This window comes from Nocardia halotolerans (assembly GCF_042650145.1).
Classification (GTDB): Bacteria; Actinomycetota; Actinomycetes; order Mycobacteriales; family Mycobacteriaceae; genus Nocardia; species Nocardia halotolerans.
Genome location: NZ_JBHSDL010000009.1, coordinates 67,091 through 93,315 on the forward strand (window position 1 = coordinate 67,091; position 26,225 = coordinate 93,315).

At 68.5% G+C, this 26,225-nt stretch carries 22 protein-coding genes; 11 read left to right on the plus strand and 11 right to left on the minus strand.

Features of this window, described 5'->3' with window-relative positions; translation table 11 throughout:
- Positions 1-22 precede the first annotated feature (22 nt).
- On the minus strand, positions 23-595 hold the full coding sequence (locus tag ACFO5K_RS09570; protein ID WP_378559206.1) for a C40 family peptidase: 573 nt from the start codon (positions 593-595) through the stop codon (positions 23-25).
- A 735-nt stretch (positions 596-1,330) separates the two neighbouring features.
- Here ACFO5K_RS09570 and ACFO5K_RS09575 point away from each other — a divergent pair.
- The 3 genes from ACFO5K_RS09575 (at position 1,331) to ACFO5K_RS09585 (ending at position 4,026) form a co-directional block, all read left to right on the plus strand.
- On the plus strand, positions 1,331-3,097 hold the full coding sequence (locus tag ACFO5K_RS09575) for a DEDD exonuclease domain-containing protein (protein WP_378559209.1): 1,767 nt from the start codon (positions 1,331-1,333) through the stop codon (positions 3,095-3,097).
- A gap of 118 nt (positions 3,098-3,215) precedes the next feature.
- Complete coding sequence (trpF, locus tag ACFO5K_RS09580; protein WP_378559212.1) at positions 3,216-3,746, plus strand: phosphoribosylanthranilate isomerase; 531 nt, start codon at positions 3,216-3,218, stop codon at positions 3,744-3,746.
- A gap of 4 nt (positions 3,747-3,750) precedes the next feature.
- Entirely contained in the window at positions 3,751-4,026 is a 276-nt protein-coding gene (locus ACFO5K_RS09585) for an Lrp/AsnC family transcriptional regulator (RefSeq protein WP_378559214.1), read from the plus strand.
- 25 nt (positions 4,027-4,051) lie between these two features.
- Here ACFO5K_RS09585 and trpD read toward each other — a convergent pair whose 3' ends face one another.
- Together trpD and ACFO5K_RS09595 are read right to left on the minus strand one after the other, a co-directional pair.
- Complete coding sequence (gene trpD / locus ACFO5K_RS09590) at positions 4,052-5,170, minus strand: anthranilate phosphoribosyltransferase (protein ID WP_378559217.1); 1,119 nt, start codon at positions 5,168-5,170, stop codon at positions 4,052-4,054.
- A gap of 111 nt (positions 5,171-5,281) precedes the next feature.
- Complete coding sequence (locus ACFO5K_RS09595) at positions 5,282-5,704, minus strand: hypothetical protein (RefSeq protein WP_378559219.1); 423 nt, start codon at positions 5,702-5,704, stop codon at positions 5,282-5,284.
- 179 nt (positions 5,705-5,883) lie between these two features.
- Here ACFO5K_RS09595 and ctaE point away from each other — a divergent pair, with 179 nt between their 5' ends.
- From ctaE to qcrB, 4 genes are all read left to right on the plus strand, one after another.
- The gene (gene ctaE / locus ACFO5K_RS09600; protein WP_378559222.1) at positions 5,884-6,495 is read left to right on the plus strand and encodes an aa3-type cytochrome oxidase subunit III; all 612 of its coding nucleotides are present in this window, start codon (positions 5,884-5,886) and stop codon (positions 6,493-6,495) included.
- A gap of 57 nt (positions 6,496-6,552) precedes the next feature.
- Positions 6,553-7,431, plus strand: coding sequence for a cytochrome bc1 complex diheme cytochrome c subunit (gene qcrC / locus ACFO5K_RS09605; RefSeq protein ID WP_378559225.1), 879 nt, complete (start codon positions 6,553-6,555; stop codon positions 7,429-7,431).
- Between the two features lie 73 nt (positions 7,432-7,504).
- Positions 7,505-8,644, plus strand: a complete 1,140-nt coding sequence (gene qcrA / locus ACFO5K_RS09610; protein WP_378559227.1) for a cytochrome bc1 complex Rieske iron-sulfur subunit — start codon at positions 7,505-7,507, stop codon at positions 8,642-8,644.
- Positions 8,641-10,272: a cytochrome bc1 complex cytochrome b subunit gene (gene qcrB / locus ACFO5K_RS09615; protein WP_378559229.1), complete on the plus strand. Its 1,632-nt coding sequence runs from the start codon at positions 8,641-8,643 to the stop codon at positions 10,270-10,272. The genes qcrA and qcrB overlap by 4 nt, the downstream gene beginning before the upstream one ends.
- 63 nt (positions 10,273-10,335) lie before the next feature.
- Here qcrB and ACFO5K_RS09620 read toward each other — a convergent pair whose 3' ends face one another.
- Positions 10,336-10,833, minus strand: a complete 498-nt coding sequence (locus tag ACFO5K_RS09620; RefSeq protein WP_378559346.1) for a polyadenylate-specific 3'-exoribonuclease AS — start codon at positions 10,831-10,833, stop codon at positions 10,336-10,338.
- A gap of 236 nt (positions 10,834-11,069) precedes the next feature.
- Here ACFO5K_RS09620 and ACFO5K_RS09625 point away from each other — a divergent pair, with 236 nt between their 5' ends.
- Positions 11,070-12,455, plus strand: a complete 1,386-nt coding sequence (locus tag ACFO5K_RS09625) for a class II 3-deoxy-7-phosphoheptulonate synthase (protein WP_378559231.1) — start codon at positions 11,070-11,072, stop codon at positions 12,453-12,455.
- An 800-nt stretch (positions 12,456-13,255) separates the two neighbouring features.
- Here the strand turns inward: ACFO5K_RS09625 and pknB are convergent.
- Positions 13,256-15,187 carry a Stk1 family PASTA domain-containing Ser/Thr kinase gene (gene pknB / locus ACFO5K_RS09630; protein ID WP_378559348.1) on the minus strand — a complete coding sequence of 644 codons (1,932 nt, stop codon included), beginning with the start codon at positions 15,185-15,187 and terminating at the stop codon, positions 13,256-13,258.
- Positions 15,188-15,312: 125 nt separating this feature from the next.
- Between pknB and ACFO5K_RS09635 the strand changes: the two genes are divergently transcribed.
- Positions 15,313-15,681, plus strand: a complete 369-nt coding sequence (locus tag ACFO5K_RS09635; protein WP_378559233.1) for an Rv2175c family DNA-binding protein — start codon at positions 15,313-15,315, stop codon at positions 15,679-15,681.
- Positions 15,682-15,863: 182 nt separating this feature from the next.
- Here ACFO5K_RS09635 and ACFO5K_RS09640 read toward each other — a convergent pair whose 3' ends face one another.
- The 4 genes from ACFO5K_RS09640 to ACFO5K_RS09655 all read right to left on the minus strand — a co-directional run bounded on the left by ACFO5K_RS09640 (position 15,864) and on the right by ACFO5K_RS09655 (position 21,561).
- Positions 15,864-16,862 (minus strand): phytoene/squalene synthase family protein, encoded by a 999-nt coding sequence (locus ACFO5K_RS09640; RefSeq protein WP_378559236.1) that lies wholly within the window; start codon positions 16,860-16,862, stop codon positions 15,864-15,866.
- Positions 16,863-16,902: 40 nt separating this feature from the next.
- On the minus strand, positions 16,903-18,564 hold the full coding sequence (locus ACFO5K_RS09645) for an alpha-(1->6)-mannopyranosyltransferase A (RefSeq protein WP_378559239.1): 1,662 nt from the start codon (positions 18,562-18,564) through the stop codon (positions 16,903-16,905).
- Between the two features lie 101 nt (positions 18,565-18,665).
- Positions 18,666-20,399, minus strand: coding sequence for a phytoene desaturase family protein (gene crtI, locus ACFO5K_RS09650; protein ID WP_378559242.1), 1,734 nt, complete (start codon positions 20,397-20,399; stop codon positions 18,666-18,668).
- Between the two features lie 7 nt (positions 20,400-20,406).
- Complete coding sequence (locus tag ACFO5K_RS09655; protein WP_378559245.1) at positions 20,407-21,561, minus strand: polyprenyl synthetase family protein; 1,155 nt, start codon at positions 21,559-21,561, stop codon at positions 20,407-20,409.
- Between the two features lie 472 nt (positions 21,562-22,033).
- Between ACFO5K_RS09655 and ACFO5K_RS09660 the strand changes: the two genes are divergently transcribed.
- Positions 22,034-23,035: a methylenetetrahydrofolate reductase gene (locus ACFO5K_RS09660; RefSeq protein ID WP_378559248.1), complete on the plus strand. Its 1,002-nt coding sequence runs from the start codon at positions 22,034-22,036 to the stop codon at positions 23,033-23,035.
- A gap of 225 nt (positions 23,036-23,260) precedes the next feature.
- Here ACFO5K_RS09660 and ACFO5K_RS09665 read toward each other — a convergent pair whose 3' ends face one another.
- Together ACFO5K_RS09665 and ACFO5K_RS09670 are read right to left on the minus strand one after the other, a co-directional pair.
- Complete coding sequence (locus ACFO5K_RS09665) at positions 23,261-23,839, minus strand: DUF2867 domain-containing protein (protein WP_378559251.1); 579 nt, start codon at positions 23,837-23,839, stop codon at positions 23,261-23,263.
- A gap of 136 nt (positions 23,840-23,975) precedes the next feature.
- On the minus strand, positions 23,976-25,562 hold the full coding sequence (locus ACFO5K_RS09670; RefSeq protein ID WP_378559254.1) for a DHA2 family efflux MFS transporter permease subunit: 1,587 nt from the start codon (positions 25,560-25,562) through the stop codon (positions 23,976-23,978).
- A gap of 87 nt (positions 25,563-25,649) precedes the next feature.
- On the opposite strand from ACFO5K_RS09670, the gene ACFO5K_RS09675 reads away from it, so the two are divergent.
- A complete protein-coding gene (locus ACFO5K_RS09675; protein ID WP_378559257.1) occupies positions 25,650-26,129 on the plus strand; it encodes a MarR family winged helix-turn-helix transcriptional regulator in 480 nt (159 codons plus the stop codon).
- Positions 26,130-26,225: the final 96 nt, after the last annotated feature.

Consider the following 26,225-nt stretch of genomic DNA (forward strand, 5'->3'; position numbering starts at 1 on the left):
CGACGCACCGTGGCTGTTCCGATCAGAAGCGGCGAGCGCCCGCGAACGGCATGGTGTCCATCGCGGCCACGTGCACCGGGGAACCGGCGGTCGCGGCGTGCACCACGTTGCCGTTGCCCGCGTAGAGACCCGAGTGGCCGCCGCCGTAGAACGACACCAGGTCGCCGGGCTGCAGGTTGTCGATCGAGACCGGGGTGCCCGCGCCGAGCTGGGCACCACTGGTGCGGGGCAGTTCCATGCCCGCCTGGCGGTAGGCCCACTGGACCAGACCCGAGCAGTCGAAGGCGTCCGGGCCCGCGGCACCGTAGACGTAGGGGGAGCCGACCTTGCTCAACGCGGCGTCGAGCGCGACGTCGGCCAGCGAGGCACGCGGCGCGACGAAGGTGTCGGGCGCGGTCGGGAACTCGATACCCGGAATGCCCTGCGGGGGCAGCGGGATCTCGTTGGGCACCTCGAAGGTGCCGATGCCGGGCACGGTCACCGGCGTCGCCGACGCCGGAGCGGCCGGCAGGAGGAACGCGCCGATGGTGGCAGCGCCGACGGCTCCGGCGGCAACGGCACGCTGCGCCTGACGCTTGACGGTGTTGGTCGCCATGATGCGGTACTTCCAATCTGCCCCACGACGTCCCGTCCGTATGACGGGGCGGACTCCTCGCGCCGAACCGTTTCCGGTTGCGGCGGACTCCGTGAGGTCTCGAAAAGGTTACGAAGACATCACGGTGGTTTGTAAAGTCGGACATGCGTCCGGGAGTCGTTTCCGGCAATAACGCCGCAGCCGTCCTGCGAGCTGCGTCACACCAATCACAAAACGATAACGCCAGGTCGAATTCTAGGAGCTCCGGTCGCTGTCTCGGCGCGTCGCGCAGGGCTGGTCGGAGATGTGGCGCGCCGAGTGAGGGCAGTGAAGTGCCAGGTGGCGGGGGTTCGGTGCGTCGCGGCGTGGCTCCCCGGCCGTCCGTCAACGCGGACGGCGCGCCGCCCCGTCCGGCCGTCCAGGACTGGTAATGCGCCTTATCCGACTGGATCAGCGGCGGTGATGCACGAAAACTACAAGTGTGAGCCCGGTCTCATTGAGGTTTGTTCGCGAGCATTTTGTTCGCATCGAAACGAAATGCTCGCGCCGAATTCCGGCGGGCGAATGTATCGGTGTCGTCCGTGTACCGCTCCGGGTGGCCGGAGCTGCGGGTTTGCCTGTTCCGTGAAAGTGGTTGGGAGCAACCGGGGCTCGGGCCCGAGAGCGGGTGTGCGCCGAAGTTGCCGTCGGGTGAGTGCGGCCGGGCCACCGGGCGACTCGACCGACTTGTCGGACCACCGTCCTACGCTGCTCGCCGTGCCCGACCCCGAACCCCTGCCGGTGGCAGCCCGACAGCTGGCCTTCGACGAACTCGATACTCCGCTGTACGCCACCACTTTCGTCGTCGTCGACCTGGAAACGACCGGGACCAGCCCCGATGGTGACGCGATCACCGAGATCGGGGCGGTGAAGGTGCGTGGGGGAGAGGTGCTGGGGGAGTACGCGACACTGGTGAATCCGGGGTACGAGATTCCGCCCGCCATCGTGCAGATCACCGGCATCACCACGGCGATGGTGTACGCGGCACCGCGCATCGAGGCGGTGCTGCCGGGGTTCTTCGAGTTCGCGGCCGGGGCGGTACTGGTGGCGCACAACGCCCGCTTCGACACGGCCTTTCTGAAAGCGGCCGCCGCGCGTCAGGACATCGCGTGGCCCAACCCACAGGTGCTGTGCACGGTGAAACTGGCGCGGCGGGTGCTCACCCGCGACGAGGCGCCCTCGGCCCGGCTCGGGGTGCTGGCCCGGGTGCTCGGTGCGTCCACGACCCCGACACACCGCGCCCTCGACGACGCGCGCGCCACCGTCGACGTTCTGCACGCCCTCATCGCCCGGGTCGGCAACCAGGGCGTACACAGCCTCACCGAACTGCTCGACTACCTGCCCGGTGTCACCGGAACCCAGCGGGCCAAACGAAGCTTCGCCCACGATCTGCCTGCCGCACCCGGCGTGTACCTGTTCCGTGGCCCGTCGGATGAAGTCCTCTATATAGGGACCGCGGTGAATCTGCGCCGCCGCGTGCGCACCTACTTCACCGGTTCGGAGACCCGTGGCCGGATGAAAGAGATGGTGGCGCTGGCACAACGGGTCGACCATGTGGTGTGCGCGCACGGACTCGAAGCCGGGGTGCGCGAGCTGCGGTTGCTCGCCGCCCACGCCCCGCCCTACAACCGGCGCTCGAAATTCCCGAAGCGCGGATGGTGGTTGACGCTGAGTGACGAAGCGTTCCCCCGGCTGGTCGTGGTGCGCACGCCGAGCCGCACCGCGATGGGTCCGTTCACCTCTCGGATCGATGCCGTCGATGTCGGCTCGACGATCGCCGAGTTCGCCGGATTGCGAACCTGCGCCACCCGCCTCACCCGCGCCGCGAAACACACCTGTCCGCCCGCGGTCGTCGGCGGTTGCCCCGCGGCCCGCGCCGACGGTGACCTCGACGCGCACGCCTACGCCCCGGCCGCCCAATCGGTTCGCGACCTGTTCACCGGCCGCGCCGACACTCTGCTGCGCGCCATGCTCGACCGCATCGAAACATGCTCGGCCGCCGAGCATTTCGAGGCAGCGGCCCGCTTGCGTGATCGCAGTGCCGCCGTGGTCACCAAACTGGCCCGCACCCAGCGCCTCGCCGCCCTGGCCCGCCTCACGGAACTCGTCGTCGCCCTCCCCGACGGCGCGGGCGGCTGGGAATTCTCCGTCATCCGCTACGGCCGTCTCGCCGCCGCGGGCGTAGCGCCCCGCGGTACACCCCCGATGACCGTCGTGGACCAGATCGTCGCGTCTGCCGAAACCGTCATCCCCGACGCGGCCTCCGGCTTCGACGACTCGATCCCGCCGTTGCGTGGCGCGCCCCCGGAGGAAGTCGGCGTGATCGCCCGCTGGCTCACCAGACCCGGCGCCCGCATCGTGCGGACCAGCGACGGCTACTGCGAACCGCTCCACGGTGCGGCCCGCTGGGTGGGCTGGGCCCAACTCGCGCGCTCGGCGGCGACGAGCACGAGTGAGCAGGAGCAGTACCTGGCCGCGCGGTGAGGACCCGGCACCTCGTGCGACGACGGCGACCCTGTCCTGGATCATGGACTGTGGACCCCGCATCATGGCGGGGCCCAGGGACAGGAAGTGGTGACCGATGTTCGTGAAGGTGTGTGGGTTGACCACCGAGGAGCAGATCGACTGGGCGGTCGAGCTGGGCTATTCCGCCATCGGGGTCATGGTCACACCGAAGAGCAAGCGGTACCGGACGCCCGAGCAGGCCCGGGCACTGGCCGGGTACGCGCGCGGGCGCATCACCACCTTCGCTGTCGCGCTCGAACACCGTGAGGTCACCGAGGTGGCCGACGCGTTCGACATCGTGCAGCTCTACCGGTGGGCCGACCTGCCGAACCTGGCGTTCTGCTCGTCGACCCCACCGGCCCCCGAGCAGACCAGCGAGTACTTCTTCTACGACGCCAGCGCGGGCAGCGGCGTGTTCGAGGAGTTCCCCGACTGGGTGCGCGCGCAACCGGGGCGGGTGGTGCTCGCCGGTGGGCTCGACGCCGGCAACGTCGCCGACGTCATCGACCGGCACCACCCCTACGGCGTCGACGTGTCGAGTTCGGTGGAATCGGCGCCCGGAGTGAAGAGCCGTGCGCTGATGCGGGCGTTCAAAGCGGCCACCGAGCGCCCGGAAGTTCTAGGCTGATCCCATGATTACCGCGATCGTGCTGATCCAGGCCGAGAACTCTCGCATCCCCGAGACCGCGCAGGCGCTCGCCGACACCGACGGAGTCGCCGAGGTGTACTCGTGCGCCGGCGACGTCGACTTGATCGCCATCGTGCGCGTCCGTGACCACGAGCGCATCGCCGAAGTGGTGACCGAGGGCATCGACAAGGTCGAGGGGGTGGCCCGCACCACCACCCACATCGCCTTCAAATCCTATTCGAGCGCCGACGTGGAAGCCGGCTTCTCACTGGGGGAGTAGCACTTTCCGCGCCCGTCCGGCGAGCTCAGTGCTCGTCGAGCACGTGGGTCAGTTCGGCCCAGCTCTGCATCAACTTCGCCGACGCGCCGCTGTCCACCGCGGCAGCGGCACGCTCGAGCCCGCCGGCCAGCGCCGCGTCCAGATCCAGGTCGACATCGCCCTGGCCGCGCGACAGGTCGTAGGCCACGATCGCGGCGGCCGAGTTCAGCAGTACCGCGTCACGCACCGGGCCCGGCGCCCCGGCGAACACCGCCTGCGCGATCCGGGCGTTCTCGGCGGCGTCGCCACCGCGCAACGCGTCCAGGTCCACGCGCTCGATCCCCAGCACGGTCGGATCGAGCACCGTCTGCCTGACCCGGCCACCGCTGACCACCCACACATCGGTCAGATCCGAGGTGGTGATCTCGTCGAGCCCGTCACGTCCACGCACCACCAGCGCACTGGCGCGGTAGTCGTCGGGCGTGCCGGGCACATCGGCGCCACCGGGTACCGGCAGCGCGAAGCGGCGCTGCGCGAACACCCCCGCGATCACCGGCGCCAGATCGGCGAACGCGCAGCCGATCAGTCCCGCGCGCGGCTGGGCCGGATTGGTCAGCGGGCCGAGCACATTGAACACCGTCGGGATGCCGATCTCCTTGCGCGCCGCCCCGGCGAAACGCAAGCCGGAGTGGAACAGCGGCGCGAAACAGAAACCGATCCCGGCCTCGCGCACCGACCGCGCCACCGACTCGGGTCCGAGCGCGAGCTTCACCCCGAGCGCCTCGAGCACGTCGGCGCCACCGGCCTTCGAGGAGGCGGCGCGGTTACCGTGCTTGACCACCGGCACCCCGGCCGAGGCCACCACCACCGAGGACATGGTGGAGATGTTCACCGAACCGGAACGGTCGCCGCCGGTACCGACGATGTCGACCGCGTCGCCATCGATGCGGACCAGCCGGGCGTGTCCGAGCATGCCGGACACCATCCCGGCCAGTTCGGTGGGCGTGGGGCCCTTGATCTTCATGGCCACGCCGAAGGCCGCGATCTGGGCGGCGGTGGCGTTGTCGGTGAAGATCTCGTCGATCACCCAGGTGGTGTCGTCCGCGGCCAGGTCGCCACCGTCGGCGAGGGTTCCGAGCACCTGGGGCCAGCTGCGAACGCTCATCTGCTCTCACATCTTTCGTTTCGACGACGGACGCAACCAGGTTGCGCGAAGGGCCGCGCTACCGGATCGCGGGCCCGAACAGCACGAGCGGGTCGCGCCTGAGTGGCAAGTTTAAGGGGCGGGGTGCGGTGGCTGCAGCGCGTCCCAACCATCGGCGACACCATCGTGGCGCTGGGCGAGCCCCGCCATGCGCGAGCGTTCCTGCGAGCAGGTGAGCGGATCGAGTAGTTGCACCCGCTGCAAGATGATCGGGACCAGGTCCTCGCCGGTCGTTTCGGCCACGGGCGCGGCCCGCTCGTATCCGTCGTAACCGGCGATCTCGCACGCCTGTTCGATCCGGTCGGCGGGCAGGCGCAGATGGTGGCGCAACACCGCCTCGGCGCCCCGATCGAGTTCGGTGGCCCGATCCAGCGCCGCCGAACCGGCTTCGGCGTCGTCGAAGCTCGACGCCACCACCACCAGATCGGTGCGCGCCGGATCCAGCGCCTCGGGTTGCCCGCCGAACAGGCGCCGCCACATCCGCACCACGACCATTGCCGCCTCCTCGTCTCAGGTTATCCACATCCAACGCTGTCACAATGGGTTGGCGCGCGCCGGTTGCCAACACGCCGACAGACGCGGTGGACCCCCTCTGTACGTGGGTTTTCCGATTCGCGCGACAAACTTTCGTACCCGGGTACAGCTGTCGTACTACGAAGAGTCATACTTACCCCGTGACGACCGCAGTAGGCACCCCAGGATCGGCCATTACTCAGCGTGTGCATTCGCTGAACCGGCCCAACATGGTCAGCGTCGGAACCATCATCTGGCTGTCGAGCGAGCTGATGTTCTTCGCCGGCCTCTTCGCGATGTACTTCGTTGCGCGCGCGCAAGCGCACGGCAACTGGCCCCCGGAGCCGACCGAGCTGAATCTCGCGCTGGCCGTCCCGGTGACGGCGGTGCTGATCGCTTCGTCGTTCACCTGCCAGATGGGCGTGTTCGCCGCGGAGCGGGGCGATGTGTTCGGCCTGCGCCGCTGGTACACGATCACCCTGCTGATGGGCACGTTCTTCGTGCTCGGACAGGGGTACGAGTACTACCACCTGGCCCATGAGGGCACCACCATCGCGGGCAGTTCCTACGGCTCGGTCTTCTACATCACCACCGGCTTCCACGGTCTGCACGTGATCGGCGGTCTGATCGCGTTCGTGTACCTGCTCGTTCGCACCACGCTGAGCAAGTTCACCCCCGCCCAGGCCACCGCCGCCATCGTGGTGTCCTACTACTGGCACTTTGTCGACATCGTCTGGATCGGGCTGTTCGCCACGATCTACTTCGTCAGTTAGCCCGCGGGCACACAGCATTTGCACAAGTCGGTTCCGTCTACTCCAAAGGGACTACAGATGAGTTCATCTCCCCCGTCGGCCCCCGAGCCCGCAGGCCCCGGCAGCGGTCCCGCCGCTGAGGCGTCCAAGCAGACGCGTAAGCAGCGTCGCGCCCGCCGTCGTATCGCGGGTGCGCTCGCGCTGATGGTCGGCTTGGTCGGAGCCGGCTTCTTGGCCACCGCGCTCACCCCCGAGCCGCAGGTCGCCACCGCGAACGAAGACCAGTCCGCGCTGATCCGTGAGGGCAAGCAGCTCTACGACACCTCCTGCATCACCTGCCACGGTGCGAACCTGCAGGGTGTGGAAGACCGTGGACCCAGCCTGATCGGTGTCGGCGAGGCCGCCGTCTACTTCCAGGTTTCCTCCGGCCGTATGCCCATGGTGCGCAACGAAGCCCAGGCCATGCGCAAGCCGGAGAAGTTCGACGCGCATCAGACCGACGCGCTCGGTGCCTACATCGCCGACAACGGTGGCGGCCCCACCGTGATCCGCGACGCCAACGGTGAGATCGCCCAGGAATCGCTGCGCGGCGACGACATCGGTCGCGGCTCCGAGCTGTTCCGCATGAACTGCGCCTCCTGCCACAACTTCACCGGTCGTGGCGGCGCGCTGTCGAGCGGCAAGTTCGCCCCGCCGTTGGACCCGGCCAGTGAGGCGCAGATCTACACCGCGATGCTCACCGGCCCGCAGAACATGCCGAAGTTCTCCGACCGGCAGCTGACGCCGGAAGAGAAGCGCGACATCGTCGCCTACGTCAAGAACGTCGCGGAGGAAGGGTCGCCCGGCGGCCTGTGGGACCTCGGCGGTTTCGGTCCGGCCACAGAGGGCTTGGCGATCTGGGTCATCGGCATCACTGCCGTTGTCGGCGCCGCAATGTGGATCGGGTCTCGGTCATGACCCGTCAGCGCCCGGAGGCGGTAGCTCGCGTAACCACGCAGGGCGCCGGGGCATGCCCGATTGGATACAGCTCATGAGTGGACAGGAGCACAGCGACATGGGTCGCGAACCCACCGAAGACGAACTGGACGCGATGTCGCGTGAGGAGCTGGCAGCGCTCGGCACCGCACGCGACGACGTCGACGTCGTGTACCGCGGCGAACGCTGGCCGGTGCCCGGCACCAAGGCCGAGAAGCGCGCCGAGCGTGCCGTCACGTTCTGGTTCGCCGTCTCCGGCCTGGCCGCCGCCGCGCTGATCGGTGTCTTCCTGTTCTGGCCGTGGGAGTGGAAGGGCAACGGCGAGGAAGGCCACGGCGCCTACTCGCTGTACACCCCGCTGATCGGTCTGACCTTCGGTATCTCGGTGCTGGTCATCGGTATCGCGGTGGTGCTGATCCGCAAGCGGTTCATCCCGTCCGAGATCTCCATCCAGCAGCGCCACGACGGCCCGTCCGACGAGGTCGAGCGCCGCACGCTGGCCGCCGAGCTCCAGGACGCGCTCGACACCTCCACCCTGGGCCGCCGCAAGATGATGCTCGGTACCGCAGGCGCCGGTGTCGGTGTCCTCGGTATCGGCGCCGCGCTGGTGTTCATCGGCGGCATGGTGAAGAACCCGTGGGCCAAGGGCGACAAGTCGCCGCTGTGGGTGTCGGGCTGGACCCCGGACTACCCGGGCGAGACCGTCTACATCCGCCGCGACACCGGTCGTCCCGACGACATCGTGCTCGTGCGCCCCGAGGATCTGGACGCGGGCTCCATGGAAACCGTGTTCCCGTGGAAGGAGAAGTGGCGCGGAGATTCGCACGCGACCCTGCAGTCGCTGCGCGGTATCCGCAACGCCGTCATGCTGATCCGCCTGCGCACCGAGGACGCCGAGAAGGCGATCAAGCGCAAGGGCCAGGAGAGCTTCAACTACGGCGACTACTTCGCCTACTCGAAGATCTGCACCCACCTGGGCTGCCCCACCTCGCTGTTCGAGCAGCAGACCAACCGAATCCTGTGCCCGTGCCACCAGTCGCAGTTCTTGGCGACCGAGTGGGGTAAGCCGATCTTCGGTCCGGCTGCCCGCGCGCTGCCTCAGCTGCCGATCACCGTCAACTCCGGGGGCTTCCTGGTCGCCGCGGGCGACTTCATCGAGCCGCTCGGCCCGGCCTTCTGGGAGCGTCGTTCATGAGTGCTGGAACTATGGCCGCCAACCAGGTCAACGAAATGGACGAGCGGTATCGCGCCGCGGCGTTCGTGAAACGGTCGATCAACAAGGTCTTCCCGACCCACTGGTCGTTCCTGCTCGGTGAGATCGCGCTGTACGCGTTCATCATCCTGCTGCTGTCGGGTATCTACCTGACGCTGTACTTCGATCCGTCGCTGGCACACGTGGTCTACGACGGCGCCTACCAGCCGCTGCGCGGTGTCAGCATGTCGCGGGCCTACGAGACGACACTGAACATCTCCTTCGAGGTGCGCGGTGGTCTGTTCGTCCGCCAGATCCACCACTGGGCGGCGCTGCTGTTCGCGGCCTCGATCATCATCCACCTGTTCCGCATCTTCTTCACCGGCGCTTTCCGCAAGCCGCGTGAAGGCAACTGGGTGATCGGTTCGCTGCTGCTGATCCTGGCGATGTTCGAAGGCTTCTTCGGCTACTCGCTGCCCGACGACCTGCTCTCCGGAACCGGTCTGCGCGCCGCGTTCTCCGGTATCACCATCGGTATCCCGGTGGTCGGTACCTGGATGCACTGGCTGATCTTCAACGGTGACTTCCCCGGCGACATCATCATCCCGCGCCTCTACATCGCGCACGTGCTGCTGCTGCCCGGCATCATCCTGGCGCTGATCGGCGCGCACGTGGCGCTGGTCTGGTACCAGAAGCACACCCAGTTCCCCGGGCCCGCCCGCACCGAGCACAACGTGGTCGGCGCGCGCATCATCCCGGTGTTCGCCGCCGATCAGGGCGCGTTCTTCGCCTTCACCCTGGGCATCGTCGGCATCATGGGTGGTGTCCTGCAGATCAACCCGGTGTGGAACATCGGTCCGTACAACCCATCGCAGGTCTCGGCCGGTTCACAGCCCGACTTCTACATGATGTGGACCGACGGTATGGCACGTCTGATGCCTGCCTGGGAGATCTATCTCGGCAACTACACCATTCCCGCGGCCTTCTGGGTGGCGTTGGTGATGGGCCTGGTGTTCACGCTGCTGATCGCCTACCCGTGGATCGAGAAGCGGCTCACCAACGACCACACCGCCCACCACAACCTGCTGCAGCGTCCGCGCGACGTGCCCGTCCGTACCGCGATCGGCGCCATGGCAATCACGTTCTACGTGATCCTGACGCTGTCGTGTGTCAACGACATCATCGCGCTGAAGTTCGACATCTCGCTGAACGCGACCACCTGGATCGGTCGCATCGGTGTGCTGCTGCTGCCGCCGCTGGCGTACTTCATCGCCTACCGGTTCTGCATCGGTCTGCAGCGCAGCGACCGGGCGGTGCTCGAGCACGGCATCGAGACCGGTGTGATCAAGCGGCTGCCCCACGGTGAGTACATCGAGGTGCACCAGCCGCTGGGTGGGGTCGACGCACACGGCCACGCCATCCCGCTGGAATACCAGGGCGCCCCGGTGCCCAAGAAGATGAACAAGCTGGGTTCGGCCGGCAAGCCGGGTACCGGCAGCTTCCTGCGGGCCGATCCGAAGGCCGAGGGCGACAGCTGGGCCGAGATCGAGGAGAACGAGGAGCACCGGATGCTCGCCGTTCTCGCCGAGCAGCAGGCCATCGCCAACGAGCGCGAGCCCAACGGTCACTGACCGCGCACCTCGCGAACCACGAAGGCCCCGAGTCACATTCGACTCGGGGCCTTCGTCGCGTTCTCAGAGCCGCGGGGTGCGCCGGTAGGACTCGATGGCCTCGAACTTGGCCAGGTTGTGGCGAGCGTCGGCGAGCGCGTCGTGGGCGTCGTCGGGGATCGGGGGCAGTTCCGGGCTGCCGTGGGCCACCCAGTGCTGGCGTAGCTCGTTGGTGTAGCGCGGCATGCCCTTGGGCAGCGCGGTCATGTCGCCCCACAGCTGGCACAGGGCCACGTGATCGTAGGCGGCGACCCAGGCCCACAGCTCGGGCTGCACGCTCGCGCGGGGCAGGAAGAACTTGAACAGATCGTCGCGGATCTGCTGGCGGGTGCGATACAGCGACGACCCGGCGGGCGGCAACTTGGGCAGCACGTGCTTGCGGACCCACGGCCCAGCTCGCCCCGCGTCGAATTCGGTGGACACGGCGTAGTACTCGCGCCCGTCCTCACAGACGACGCCGATCGAGATCAGATCGATCGTCACTCCGTCCTCGATGAATTCCGAGTCGTAGAAATATCGCAGGGAGATCGCCTCTTCGTGCCGGTGGGTGGCCCGTGCCGTCCGACGCGACGACACAGGCGCGAACCCACGATGGGTTGACGAAACCCTATGTCGGCGCTACGCGCGCACTTCGCACGGGTCGCACCTACTTCGCGCGCACTTCGCACAGCTACTTCGCACGCGCATCGCGGGTACTCGAAGCGCGGTAGCGGGTACGCCGGATATTCGCCCGGTGGCGCGAGTCGTATTCTGATCTCGTGACCTGGACCGTCGACGTACCCATTGACCGCCTGCCGGAACTGCCGCCGTTGCCCGCCGAACTGCGCAGGCGCCTCGACGCGGCTCTGGCCCGCCCCGCCCTGCAGCAGCCGTCCTGGGACGCCGACGAGGCCGCCACGATGCGCACCGTGCTCGAGAGCGTGCCGCCGATCTGCCTGCCCGCCGAAGTCGAGGATCTCAAGACACAGCTGGCGCAGGTGGCCCGTGGTGAAGCGTTCCTGATGCAAGGCGGTGACTGCGCCGAAACCTTCGCCGACAACACCGAACCGCACATCCGCGGCAACATCCGCACCCTGCTGCAGATGGCGGTGGTGCTCACCTACGGTGCGAGCATGCCGGTGGTGAAGATGGCCCGCATCGCCGGGCAGTACGCCAAACCGCGCTCCTCCGACACCGACGCCCTCGGACTCACCTCCTACCGCGGCGACATGGTCAACTCCCTGGTCGCCGACGAGGCGCTGCGCCGCCACGACCCGTCGCGCCTGGTCCGTGCCTACGCCAACGCCAGCGCCGCGATGAACCTGGTGCGCGCCCTGACCAGTGCGGGCACCGCCGACCTGCACCGCCTGCACGACTGGAACCGTGATTTCGTGGCCCAGTCGCCCGCCGGCGCGCGCTACGAGACCCTGGCCGAGGAAATCGACCGCGGCCTGCGATTCATGGCCGCCTGCCAGGTGAACGACCCGAGCCTCAAAACCGCGCGCATCTACGCCTCACACGAGGCGCTGGTACTGGACTACGAACGCGCCATGCTTCGGCTCAGCGAAAGCGAAACCGGGGAACCGCTGCTCTACGACCTCTCGGCGCACTTCCTGTGGATCGGGGAACGCACCCGTCAGCTCGACGGCGCGCACGTCGCGTTGGCCGAACTGCTCGCCAACCCGATCGGGCTGAAAATCGGGCCGACCACCACACCCGAGCAGGCGGTGGAATACGTCGAACGGCTGGACCCGAACAACCAGCCCGGACGGCTCACCCTGGTGGCGCGCATGGGCAACGGCAAGGTGCGTGACGTGCTGCCGCCGATCATCGAGAAGGTGCAGGCCACGGGGCACCAGGTGATCTGGCAGTGCGATCCGATGCACGGCAACACGCACGAGTCGTCCACCGGGTTCAAGACGCGCCACTTCGACCGCATCGTCGACGAGGTGCAGGGGTTCTTCGAGATCCACCATGCGTTGGGTACTCATCCCGGTGGGTTGCACATCGAGCTGACCGGGGAGAATGTCACCGAATGCCTTGGTGGGGCGCAGGATATTTCTGATCTTGATCTCAGTGGTCGGTATGAGACTGCGTGTGATCCTCGGTTGAACACACAGCAGTCGTTGGAGCTGTCGTTTCTGGTTGCGGAGATGCTGAGGTAGTTCTGAGGGGCGTCAGTCCTCGAAGGTCGGGGAGTGGGGTGGGTTTCGGTGGGCTGGCGCGGGGGTGGGTTCGGTGGGCTGGCCATGGAAGAACGGGACCGACGCGCCGAGGAAAGCCGGGAGAGCGAGGCGCGCCACCGCCGGGATGGGTTTCAGTGGGCTGGCACCGGGTGTTCGCTGGTGGCGGGGCGAGGCGCGTTTGGGGGGCGTCGCTACTCGGAGCCGGGGAGCGTGGGGCTGGGGGTGAGGGTTCGGTGGGCTGCCGCTGGGGTGTTCGCTGGTGGGCGTGGCCAGGGATGTTTGGGGTGTGGTGTTCGGGGAAGGTGCGGGCTGTGTTTTTTGAGCGCTGGCGCGCTCGAGTTCGCGGCCCCCACGGGCCGCCGGTCAGCGCTCGAGACTGGCGCTTCGCGCTGCGCTTCGAGCGCTGACCGGCGGCCCGGCCGCGAACCGCCGCTGCGCGGCGGACCCTCCTCGAGGTCGGGTCGTGCGGGGCTGGGAGTGCGGGAGGTGGCGGACTTGGTGTGTGGTGGGTGGCCGGGGAGTGCGGGAGTGCGGCGTAGTCGGGTGGTGCTGGTGGCTGGGAGTGCGGGAGTTGGCGCACTCAGGTGATGCTGGGTGGCTGAGGGAGTGCGGTAGGTGGCGGACTTGGAGTGTGGCGGGTTCGGGGTGTGCTGTGGGTGGTGGGGTCTTGGTGAGCGAGGCGTGTAGGGGTGGTGGCCTCGGGGTCAGCGGTTACCGTGTCCTGGGTTTTCCTTTTTCTTCTCTTTTTCCTTGTCGGGCTTGTTCGGGGCGCGGTCTCTTCAAGGTAGGGCGGTTAGCGTTACTACGCTGCCCGCCTCCACATTCGTGTTGATTCCGGGCACTTGGCCGATCACCAGTGAGCTGTCGGAGTCGGTCAGTGACTTGACTTCGACTCGCAATCCGAGTTGCTGGAGTTTGTCTCGGGCGCTGCCCACGGACTTGCCCATCACGTTGGGTACTGTGACCGCGCTCGACACGATGAGGGTGACGCTGTCGCCGGACTGCAATGTGGCGCCCACTGCGGGGTCGGTGCCGATCGCTTTGTCGCCCTCGACGCTCTTGTCGTACTGCACCCGGGTGTCGCGCACGGTGAGACCGGCGGTGGTCAGTGCCTCCGCGGCCTCTTCGGCGGTTTTGCCGCGCACGTCGGGCACGTTCACCGGTTGCGAGCCCTTGCTGCGATACACCTTCACCTGCGCGCCCATCGGCAGGACGGTGCCCGGCGCGGGATCGACCCTGGCCAGCGAACCCTTGGGGGCGGTGCTGGGGGTTTCGCCGCTGTCGATCGGCTGTAGACCCATGTCGCGGATCGCCTCGTTGGTGGCGCTGATCGAGTCACCGGGTTTGATGTTCTCGGGCACCCGGGGTTTGCCGTTGGAGATGAGCACGGCGACGGTGGAGCTCTTGGTCACCCGCGAACCGGCGGTCGGCTCGGTACCCACCACACCGCCGACGGGAATGGTGTCGGAGGCCTTCTGCCGCAGCACCGTCTCGAAACCGGCCTCCTCGAGCACGGCGACGGCGCGTTCGGAGTCCATCCCCGCGATCGGTGGCACGGCGGTGTAGCGGCCCACCCCGAGCCACCAGCCGCCGATACCGACGAGCAGGGTGAGCGCGGTGACGATGCTGACCCACAGCAGGCCGGTGCGGCGAGCGTGCTCACCGCTCCCGGCGAGCCGGTTCTGCTGGGGAACCGGGTGCGGGGCGTATTCGTCGGGTCGTGGGCGTTGCGCGGTCACCACCCGGGTGTGCTGGGGGCCGGCCATCGGCGCGGGGTGATCGGGTGCCGGAGCATGATGGGCGGCAACCGGGTTCGGCGGCGGGGGCGTCGGCGGGACCGGATAGGTCTCGCTGAGGTGTTCGGCCGAATCCTGGGGAGCGGGGACCCGGTACGGGGGCAGGCTCAGCGTCATCGCGATCGACTGCAGGGTCGCGGCCATCTCGTTGGCATCGGCGTACCGTTGCGCGGGGTCGCGGGAGGTGGCCCGGGCGACCAGTTCGTCGAACTCCGGAGGCACACCGCCGATGAACTCACTCGGCGCGGGCACGTCGTTCTCGACGCGCTGGTAGGCCACCGACAGCGAATTGTCGCCGGTGAACGGCACTCGGCCGGTGAGCAGTTCGAAGATCAGCAGACCGAACGAGTACACATCCGAGCGCGCGTCGGCGGTGCCGGTGGTGACCTGCTCGGGCGAGAGGTAGGCGGCGGTGCCCAGGATCACGCTCGCGGAGGTGGTGTTGGCCGCGGCGACCGCGCGCACCAGGCCGAAGTCGGCGATCTTCACCTCGCCCGCATCCGATATCAGCACGTTCTCGGGTTTCACGTCACGGTGCACCAGGCCCGCGTCGTGGGCGGTGCCGATCGCGCGCAGCACCGGCTCGGCCACGGCGCGCACGGCATGCGGGGGCATCGGGCCGCGTTCGCGCAACAGTTCACGCAATGTGCCGCCCTCGACCAATTCCATGATCAGGAACGGGTGTTCGCCGTCTATGCCCTGGTCGTACACGGCCACCAGGGACGGATGCTTGAGCTTGGCGACCGCGCGCGCCTCGAACTCGAAACGGCTCAGGAACTGGGGGTCACCGGCGAACTTGGGGTCCATCACCTTGATCGCCACCGGACGATCCAGCCGGGTGTCGGTCCCGCGGAAGACCATCGACATTCCGCCGCGAGCGATCGGCGCGTCGATGCGATAGCGCCCTTCCAGCATCTGGCCGATCAAGTGATGTCCTCCGGCATTCAACTGGCCGCCGGGTGCGGCCACCACGATGGTAACCGGGTGGTGTCGGCATGCCAGACGATGCGTGCGCCCCGACACGTACTACCGTTATCGAGGTGAGTGCCTTCCCCTGCAGCGACGACGTGCTGCCCGACGCCGAAAACATCGTCTCGCTCCCCGAGGCGGCCGATATACTCGGCGTCCCGATCACCGCGGTGCACCAACTCCTGCGCGACCACCAGGTCCTCGCGGTCCGCCGCAACGGTGTCGCAGGCATCCCCTCCCGCTTCTTCGACGACGAGGACGAGATCGTCCGCATGCTCCCCGGTGTGATCACGGTGATGCGTGACGCCAAGTACACCGACGAGGACATCCTCGGCTGGCTCTACACCGACGACCCCAGCCTCCCGGGTCGCCCCGTCGATGCCCTGCACAGTCAGTTGGCCCGCGAGGTGGTCCGCCGCGCCCACGCCGAACCCCTCTGATCGGGGTCCTTGCCGCCCGCTCGTGCGGTCAGCGACTGGCGAAATCGTGCGAGCGGGCGCTTCCGAATCAGAAAATCGACTGATCGAAGTCCGATCGCACGTTTACGCCGAGTAGGGCGCCGCAGGCACATCCCAGCCCGATGAGGCCCGCGCGCCGACACAACTCCACCGACACCGGTGGATCAGTGCCGGGTGGCGAAAGCTCTGGCGGCCACGGTGATCCGGCGATGGCCGGGGACGGTCGCGCGGGTGGTGAACACCTGGAAGTCGATCGCCTCGATCCGGTCGAGAATCTCGGCGTAGAGGGTGGCGGCGGTGTGGATCGCCGGGCGTACCCGGGGGTTCAGTAGCTCGATGCCGGGGACGGCGTGCCGGTACATGTCGCGGTTCACGGCGATCAGGTGCGCCAGTGCGCGCCGGACAGGCTGGTCGGTTCGGCCTGTCGACCGGCAGGCGCGCAGGCGCGCCTCACCGACGCCGAACGGCGCCAGCTCGTCGGCGGGCAGATAGACGCGCCCGCGGTCGAGGTCCTCGGCGACATCGCGCAGGAAATTGGTGAGCTGGAACGCCTCGCCCAGCGCGGCGGCGGCCGGTTCGGCTTCGGCGACCGGGACCACGGTGCCCAGGACCGGCAGCAGTTGCAATCCGATGGCCGCTGCCGACCCGCGCATGTACTCACGCAGCTCGGCCATGGTGGCGTAGCGGGTGTGGTGCAGGGGAGTGCCGGGGACGTCCATGCGCATCGCGTCGAGGAATGTCCAGATGTGGGTGTGCGCGATGTCGTAGCGGCCGATGGTGTCGGCGGTGGCGGTGATGATCTGGCGCCGCAGAAGATCGGTGCTGTCGATGTCGCCTTGCGCGAGGACCGAGCGCAGTTGACTTTCGACCAGGTCGAGATGGTCGGCGGGGGAGGCATCGTTGTGGGCAGGGCTGCGTTGCGCCGAGCGGTCACGGGGGTCGAGGACGTGTGCGGTGTTGTCGGCGTGGTCGACGATGTCGTCGACCATCCGCGCGAACGCGTACAGCGCGTGTACCGCCCGGCGGCGGTCCGGCGACAGCAACGCGGTGGCCAGGTAATAGGTGCGCCCGTGTTCGGCGGCGATGCGGCGGCAGGTCGCGTACGCGGCCTCGAGTTCATGGCGGCCGGTCAGGGCGCGCGAGGTGCGGGCCGGTGCGCTCACGATCGGGCTCCGGTCAGGCCGTGCCGGGGGCGCTGATCGCTCATGTCCGAAGCGACGGCGCCGGTTCGAGCTGGGCGGCGTGGGAGCCGGCTTTGCGCAGGTGCAGCGGGTCGACGTGGCGCAGCGACACCGCGGCCACGACGGCGGCGAAGGTGGCCAGCGCTACGTGCCAGAAGTTGTAGAGGCCGATCGAACCGTCGGGCTGGAACACCAGCATCAACCACGTACAGATACCGACCAGCCACATCAGGGTCCGGGTGGACAGCGCGAACCCGGCAGCCACCGCCAGCGGCCACGAGTAGTACCAGGGCAGGGCCGCGGGGGAGAGCAGCACGATCGCGACGAACGCGACGATGATGCCCATGACGGCCTCGCGTTCGCTGTGCCGGAACCGCCACCAGGTGGCGACGAGTACCACGACCAGCGCGACCTTGCCCAGGTCACGCGTGACCGACAGCACCTCGTCCTGCGTCCACGGCGTCACCCAGGTGACGATGTGCGCCAGGATGGTCGGCAGCGAGAGCCAGTTGATGATCTTGTTCGAGCCCTGCAGCGCGGTGACCCAGCCGAAGCCGACCCCCGCGATGACCGAGGCGGCGCCGAACACCGCCGCGAAGACACAGACCCCGATACCGGCGATCTTGGTGAACACCAACAGCGGATGTGGCATGTCGGCGGAGGGGCGAGCCGCGTCGGGATGTTTCTGTTCTTCCGACAGTGCCGCGTCGGAATCCGCGCGATCCCGCCGTTGGGCCGCTCGGCGTTCCTTCTCGTGCAGGATCCAGATCCACACCAGGAACGGCAGGGCCACGCCCGCGGTCGCCTTGATCGCGACGCCGATGGCGACCACCACGATGCCGGCCACATGATGGCGTTCGAGTACCAGCGCGATGCCGGCGCACATCAGCCCGACCATCAGCATCTCGTTGTGCACGCCGCCGATGAGGTGGATCAGCACCAGGGGATTGAGCACCGCCAGCCACAGCGCGACCGTCGGCTTCCCGCCGAGATGCTTGGTCAGATACGGCACGGCCCACATCATCAGCGCCAGACCGGGCAGCATGACGATGCGCAGCGCGATGGTCCCGGCGATCACATTGTCGCCGGTGAGTGTGGTGACCGCGCGGCCGATCAGCAGGAACACGGGTCCGTACGGCGCGGTGGTGGTGGTCCAGACCGTGCTCACGTTGTCCAGCAGCACACCGGGATTGGCGACCGGACCCACCTGATACGGGTCGAAACCGTCGCGCAGCAGGGCGCCCTGGGCGAGGTAGGAGTAAGCGTCGCGGCTGAACATCGGCGCGGCGAACAGCAGCGGGGTGATCCAGATGCCGACGATGGCGCGCAGTTCGTTGAGCGTGACCCGCTCGGCGTCCTTGCTCAAGGTGTTGCGACCCAGGCGCACCCACGCGGTGATCATCATCAGCACGCCGATCCAGATGACGATCGTCGACAGCGCGTACCCGTGGCCGAACCGCAGCCACGACAGGTGCAGCGCTTCGAGCAGCGGGTCGCGTTTGCGGACAGCGCCCGCGCCGAAGCCGCCGACGGTGATCATGATCGCGCCGAAGAAACCCATCAGGGCCGCGTGGCCCTCGGGACTGCGGGCGAAATCGCCTACGGTGCGCAGCCGCGACCGGACGCCGGGATCGGTCCCGGTGGGCAGGTGGCGCTGCGGTTCGAGGGTGCGCGTGGTGTCCATGGGGCCTACGGTCGTCTCGGGGAGCGGCATGTTCGGTCGGTCCCCCCGGATGGTCGGCGGTCGTAACCGCGAGCTGATAAGTCGGCCGTCAGTTTACGGCTTCAACTTGGAACACTAACCCGGTGGTCGGTGCCGGTGCGCGTCCGGCTGCCGGTGATTCGTGCCGCCGCCAGCTTGCCCGACAGCAGCGTGGTGGGCACACCCACCCCCGGTGTGGTGCCACAACCTGCGAGAACAACGTTGTCCACGCCCCTTGGCAGGTTGCGTGGCCGGAACGGGCCGGTCTGCCGGAACAGGTGCGCCACCGAGAACGGTGTGCCCGCGATCATGCCCTGGGCGGCCCAGGTGGCGGGGGTGTCGAGGTGATCGACGCGGAAGTGATCGGCGATGCCGGTGTAACCGCGCTGTTCGAGCACGGTCAGCAGCTCGCGCAGATAGGCGGGGCCGAGGCGCTCCCAGTCGAGGGGAGCGGCCGTGAGGTTGGGGCACGGCGCCAGCACCGACAGCGGTTCCCAGCGGCCGTCGGCCCGGTCGACCAACTGCCCGGGGTCGGTCAGGGCGGGCCGGGTCAGCAGCAGCGACGGGTCGCTCATCAGTTGCCCGCGGCCCCTGCGCGCGGCGATCTCGCGGAACGTCCGCGACCAGGCGGCGCCGAAATCGATGGTGTGGTGTGCCTGAACCGGCCACTGCGCGGCGACCTCGGCGGGCACGGTGCCGTGGGCGACGACCGCCGACGGCGAGGCCCGCAGACCGCGCCGGTTGCGCAGGCCGAAGCGGTGCAGGGAACCGAGGTCGGTGGTGAGGACCACCGCGTCGCAGGGGAATCGGCGGCCGTCGGTGGTGCGTACGGCTTCGGCGTGCCGGGCGCGCGGCCCGGTGCTCGGGGAGCCGGCGGGGGCGCGCGGTGTTGCCGACGCCGTGCTCGGGCCGTCGGCGAGGGAGCCGGATGTTGCCGATGTGGTGGTGTCGGCGAGGCCGTGCTGTCGGTCGCCGTCTGTGCTCGGCGGTGTGCCGGTCGGATCGGAGGCGCTCGGCCCGGTCGCGTAGTCGAGGCCCGCGACTTCGGCTTCGAGTACGAGGCGACCGCCCGCGGCGGTGAAAGCGTCGGCGAGCGCGGTCGTGACGGCTCGCATCCCGCCTTCCGGGAAGTAGACGCCCAGGCAGGTGTCCATGTTCGGGATGGCGCCGTAGACCGCCAGCGCCCGATCCGGTGACATCCCCGCATACAGTGCCTGGAAGGTGAACAGCCTGGTGAGCCGCTCGTCGCGCAGATATGACCGCACCCGTGGGCCGAGTTTGCCGAAGCCGCCGAGCCGGGCCAGCGCGGTCAGGGCGGAGCGGGCCGCGGGGGTGCGCACCATGTCCAGCGGCGAATCGAAGTCGGCGTTCATGAACTCGTCGAATTCGGCGTCGTAGATCCGGCCCAGCCAGGCACGCAGTCGGCGGTAGTTCCGGGATTCGGCCGGGCCACAGGTGCGTTCGACTTCGGCGGCCATCTGCTCGGCATCGTCGAACACCCGGATATCGGTGCCGTCGGCGAAGCGGGCGTGATAGGCCGGGGTGAGGCGGTGGATTCGCAGGCCGACGCTGTCTCTGGTGTGCCCGACCGCGGCCAGGGCGTCGTCGACGGTTTCGGGCAGCGTCAGTACCGTTGCCCCGCTGTCGATGTCGTAGTCCGCGAACCGGTAACGGCCGACTCGCCCGCCCGGATGATCGGCTCGTTCGAGCACCGTCACCTCGTGGCCGGCGCCACGCAGATGCAGCGCGGCGGCCAACCCGGCCAACCCGGCACCGACCACCACGACATGATCGTTGGATCCGACAACAGTTTTCACAACAACCTCAAGCGGTGCGGCGGGTGGCGGCCAGCGCCATGTCGTAGAGCAGCTTCTTGGCGGGGCCGGTGGTGGTGCTGACGGCGATCGCGTTCAGACCCGAGTGCGTGAGGTCGCGGATGCGGCCTTCCACGTCGTCGACCGCGCCCAGGTCTTTGAGTACGGTCCGCAACCGGTCGACGTCGGCGTCGGAGAGGTCGGTGCCCAGCCCGGTGCGGATCAGCGCGGCCGACTCGGGGTCGGCGCGGCGCAGCCCCTCGGCGATCAGCACGGTGCGCTTGCCCTCGCGCAGGTCGTCGCCGGACGGTTTGCCGGTGACGGCCGGGTCGCCGAACACCCCGAGCAGATCGTCGCGCAACTGGAAGGCGATGCCCACGTCGGTGCCGTAGACGCGCAGCGCCGCGACGAGATCGTCATCGGCGCCGGCCAGCGCCGCGCCCAGGTGCAGGGGCCGTTCGATCGTGTACGCGGCGGTCTTGTACCGGTTGATCCGCAACGCGGCCTCGACCGATTCGTCGCCACCGGCCTCACCGTTGATGTCGAGGAGCTGCCCGCCGAGCACCTCGGTGCGCATCCGCGCCCAGACCGGCGCGAACCTGGCCAGGGCGGCCGGGTCGAGTCCGGCCTCGTGCACCAGGTCGTCGGCCCAGGCGAGGGCGAGATCGCCGATGAGGATGGCGACCGCCGAACCGTAGGCGGCGCCGTCGCCGGGCCAGTGTGCCGCGCGATGCCGGTCCTCGAAGTCGATGTGCACGGTGGGGAAGCCGCGGCGGGTGCGGGAGGAATCGATGATGTCGTCGTGCACCAGCGCGCACGCCTGCACCAGTTCCAGCGCCGAACACGCGGTGAGTACGGCGGCCGCGTCCGGACCGGCCGGGTCGCCACCGGCGCCGAGCCAGCCCGTCCACGCGAAACCCGGCCGGGTCCGCTTGCCGCCGCGCACCACGAACTGGGCCAGCGCCTCGGCGGCATCGACGAAGACCGGACCCAGCGGGTCGACGATCTCACGCCGGGTGGTGAAGAAGCTGGTGAGCACCCGTTCGACCGCGCCGACAAAGGCCGGAGTGCCCGGTGTCAGCGCGGTGAGGTCGACCGAGTTCAGCGCGTCGGCGGCGGACCGGGAGAGCGGGGTACCGATTCCGGCGGTCAGGGCGGCCTCCATGTACGGGCGTGGGCGAGTAGATCAGCCGGTTGCGCACTCGACGATACGACTCCAGCGTTGGTTCGAACGATACGCGGGCCACGCGCCGCCCCCGCCCCCGCACGCCCCCCGCTGCGACCTACCCCACACCGTCGCGCCTGCCGGCACGGCCCTGCTGCGACCTACCCGCACCGTCGCGCCTGCCGGCGCACGGCCCTGCTGCGACCTACCCGCACCGTCGCGCCTGCCGGCGCACGGCCCTGCTGCGACCTACCCGCACCGCCGCCCCGCCGCCGCACGGCCCTGCTCCGCCCCCGCACCGCCGTGCCCGCCGGCGCGCGGCCCCGTTGTGCCCCGCCCCCCAGGAGCGCCCCCCGCACGTCCACCCTCCTTGACGTGCGATGTCCCTCGTCCGCGCTGCGCCGGGGTCGCGTCGGTGGTGGGGTTGACCGGTCGGCTCCGTGGCGTCCGGGCCTCCCACTACACTGAACCGGTGGATTTCGACAATGGACGGGGACGTTCGACCCCAGATCGACCCGCCCAGCGGTCGTCGGTCGTCTCGAACACCCCCTCGGTGGTGCAGAGCCTGCGCACGCACTCGGGCAGCGGTGTGCCGTTCTCCGTCGAGTTCAACCCGCCCCGCGACGCGGCTGGCGAGGCTCGGCTGTGGCGCGCGGTGCGTGAGTTCGAATGCATGCATCCCGCGTTCGTCTCGATGACCTACGGTGCGGGTGGCTCCACCAAGGACCGGACCGTGCGCATCACCGGTGAACTGGCCACCGAGACCACCCTGCTGCCGGTCGCCCACCTGACCGCCGTCGGCCACAGCCTCAGTGAACTGCGCGCCCTCGTCGGTTCCTACGCCGATTCCGGCATCCGCAACCTGCTGGTCCTGCGCGGCGACCCGCCGGGTGACCCGCTCGGTGAGTGGCGCAAGCACCCCAGTGGCGTCGAGTACGCCGAGGAGTTGGTCCGCATCGTGCGCGACCTCGGTGACTTCCACGTCGGAGTCGCCTCGTTCCCACAGGGCCACCACCGCTCGCCCGACCTCGAGCACGACACTCGCTTCCTGGCCGCGAAACTGCGTGCGGGCGCGGAGTATTCGATCACCCAGATGTTCTTCGACGTCGAGCACTACCTGCGTCTGCGCGATCGGGTGATCGCCATGGACCCCATCGAGGGCGCCAAGCCGATCATCCCCGAACTGATGCCGATCACTTCCCTGCGCACGGTCCAGCGCGCCGAAGAACTGTGCGGGCGCCCCCTGCCCCCCGACGTCATCGCGCGTCTCACCCGTGCCGCGGGCACCGGCCCCGAGGAAGACCGCGCCGCCGTCCGCGCCGAAGGCATCCAGATCGCCACCGAAATGGCGCAGCGCCTCACCGAGGAAGGCGCCCCCTGCCTGCACTTCATCACCCTCAACTTCGCCAAAGCCACCAGCGAGGTCCTCACCAACCTCGGCTACGGCGTCACCGCGGCGCCGCTCAGCGCGTAGAGCGGAGGGCGGCTGCTACCTGAGTAGCACTACCCTTCGCCAGTGATACCTTTCGGCCGAGAAGGTGATCGCGTGATCCCGGTTGTCGAACGCCATGGACGCGCCCGGGCCGGTGAAATCGCCCAGCGCCGCCCGAACTGGCGCAAGGACTCGGTGCTGGTGGCGGTTGTCGCCCCGAGGTAGAAGCCGCCCCCTGGCTGGTGTGGGACACGCGATCGGTGCCGTTCAACGAGCGACGGAGAGGTCGTTCCAGGTTCGTTCCCAGCTGCGGGTCATCGCGGGATAGACGATGCCGTAGCGGAATGGCTTGATCAGGGCCATGTAGAAGCGGCCGAACCAGCCGTTGGGCTTCACCAGGACGGCCATGCGGAGGTGGTAACCGGTGTCGTCGGGGGTCCAGCCCAGGTGCATGATGCCGTGCATCGTGCCGTTGGCTATTTCGCCGGCGTATTCGTTGTCGAGGACGTAGAGGCTGGTGAGGGGGCCGTCGTCGAGGGGGGTGTCGGTGTCGCGGAGGTCGGCGGGGAGGCGGTCGCGCAGGGAGGTGACGCGGGTGCCGGTGCCTGTGTCGTCGCGGTCCCAGCCGAACCATTCGCCCAGCTTCCAGCGGACTTTGAACAGGAGGCCGCTGATGCCGGTGGGCTCGGAGGCGCGTTCGGCCCAGATGGCGGCGAGCAGTGCGCGGAAGTCGTCGGGGCCGCCACCGGGGGTGCGGAATTGCCAGATGTCCTCGACACGGAAGTCGGGGGCGATCTCGTGGATGCGCCAGGGTTGGTCGGCGTGGGCGGATTCGGGCAGTCGCATGGCTGGAACCTCCATCTGTACGGCGTCGTATAAATGGAGATTACCGCTGATATACGCCTACGTATAGGTGGGGAAGGTGTGACGAATGCGGTGTGGCGGCCACGGATGCTTCCGTGGCCGCCACGTCTCGCGAGAACTATTGTGTCGCTGCTTGTTTCGCGGGTTTCACGAAGGCGGTTGCCACCAATGCGAGGACGAGTAGGCCGGCGCACAGGTAGCTCGCCACTTCGATTCCGGCCGCCATGGCCGCACGAGCCGCTTCCGCGACGGGGAGCGTGTGCGGATTCTCGGCGAGGGCCGGGATCACCGAGCCCGCGCTGTCGGTGACGGTGGACGACAGCTGGTCCGCCTCGGACTCGGGCAGGCCCGCGTCGGTCAGCCGGTCGGTCAGGTCGGCGCCGAGGGTGCTGAAGTACAGGGTGGTGAGGACGGCGATGCCCAGTGCTGAGCCGAGTTCGCGTGCGGCGCTTTGAATTCCCGAGCCCTGTCCCGCGCTCTCGGCGGGAACGTCGGCGAGCACCACATTGGTGACCTGGGCGGTGGCGAAGCCGACGCCGATGCCGTAGACGAACAGGGCGAGCGCGATCGACCACCAGCTGCTGTCCGCCGCGGCGAACACGCCGAGCATCGCCAATCCCAGCGCTTCCAGGATCAGGCCGATCCTGACCTGCCCGAGGGCTGAAACCGACGCCGTCAGTGAGAAACTCGCACCGCTGGCGACGAAACTGCCGATCGCCAGCGGCACCAGTGCGAGCCCGGCCGCAAATGCGGTGTAGTCGAGGGTGAATTGCATCCACAGCGGCAGCACCGCGATGATGCCGAACTCGCCGAGGCCGACGATCAGCGTCACCACATTGCCCGTGCGGAACGAATGGATCGAGAACAGCCGCACATCGATCAGTGGCTCGCCACCGGTGCTGCCGAGCATCGCCTGCCTGCGCCAGCACAGTCCGAGTGCGAGTGCGGCACCGATGAACGCGAGGAGAACCGGTGAAGGCCCACTGCGCCAGGCGAATTCACCGATACTCAGCGGCTCGGTCACCATCAGCCATCCGTAGTGGCGCCCTTCGATCATGGCGAACGCGAGCAGGCCGAGGCCGAGCGCGGACTGGGTCGCCCCGAGCCAATCGACGCCACCGGTGTTCTTCGGTACGGCGGGGAGGTAGATCAGCACGGCCACCATGATCAGCGCGACTGCGGGAATGTTGATGCCGAAGGCCCAGCGCCACGAGACGTCGGCGAGCCACCCGCCGAGCAAGGGGCCGACAGCCGCGGCCGCGCCGATCGTGGATCCCCAGATCGCGAACGCCTGCCCGCGCGCCTTGCCGGTGAAGGCCGCGTTCACCAGCGCCAGTGAGGTCGGCAGAATCATCGCCCCGCCGACACCTTGCAGGAAGCGGGCGGCGATCAGCAGGCCGCCGCTCGGCGCGAGTGCGGCCAGCAGGCTGGTGACGCCGAAGACGACCAACCCGATCAGGAACAGTTTGCGTGCGCCGTAGAGGTCACTGAGCCGACCGGCGACCAGCAGCAGTGCCGCGAAAACGATCGCATACGACTCCTGGATCCACTGCGCCTGAATCGACGTGATCCCCAGATCGTCGACGATCGGCGCGAGGATCACGTTCACGATCGTCAGGTCGACCACGATCAACGCGACGCCCAGTGAAACGGCGATCAGCCCCAGCCATCGGCGCAGTGGTGGAGTCTCGATTTCTGTCCGCACATTACCTCCGTCATCAAGTTACTTTATGATGGAGGTAAATGGCGGGCGGTAGGTTGTCAATCGGGCGGTCGACGAGAGGATGAGAAGGTGGAGCAGACATCCGGCGATGTCATGATGCGGCGGCAGCGGCTCGCGGCGGAACTCATCAACTACGGCGCGAGCTTCACCGAACTGGGTCGCCGCTTCGCGGACACACTCGGCGTGCACTCCACCGACGCGTTCGCGCTGATGGAGATCGCGGCCGCCGAACAGGCCGACGAACCGCTGTCGCCCGCGCTGTTGAGCAAGCGGATCACCCTGACCTCGGGGGCGATGACGACCCTGCTCAACCGGCTGGAGCAGGCGGGGTACATCACCCGCAGCCGCGAGCACACCGATCGGCGGGTCGTGACGTTGCGGTGCAGCGAGGATGCCCGACACCTGGCCGACGAGTTCTTCCGCCCGATCAATGCCGAACAGGATGCGATCCTGGCCGAGTACGAGCCCGCCCGGCTCGCGGAGTTCGAGCGATTGCTCGGGCGATTGCGGACGGCGATGAACCCCGGACAGCCGAAGGGTGCCCCGTAGTCGGGTCGACGTCGCGGTATCCCCGGACTGTCGGCGCGGGCGGTTCGCAAGTCTCAGGTGATTGTGCGCCGATTCGGCGAGGTCGGGGATCTGCGG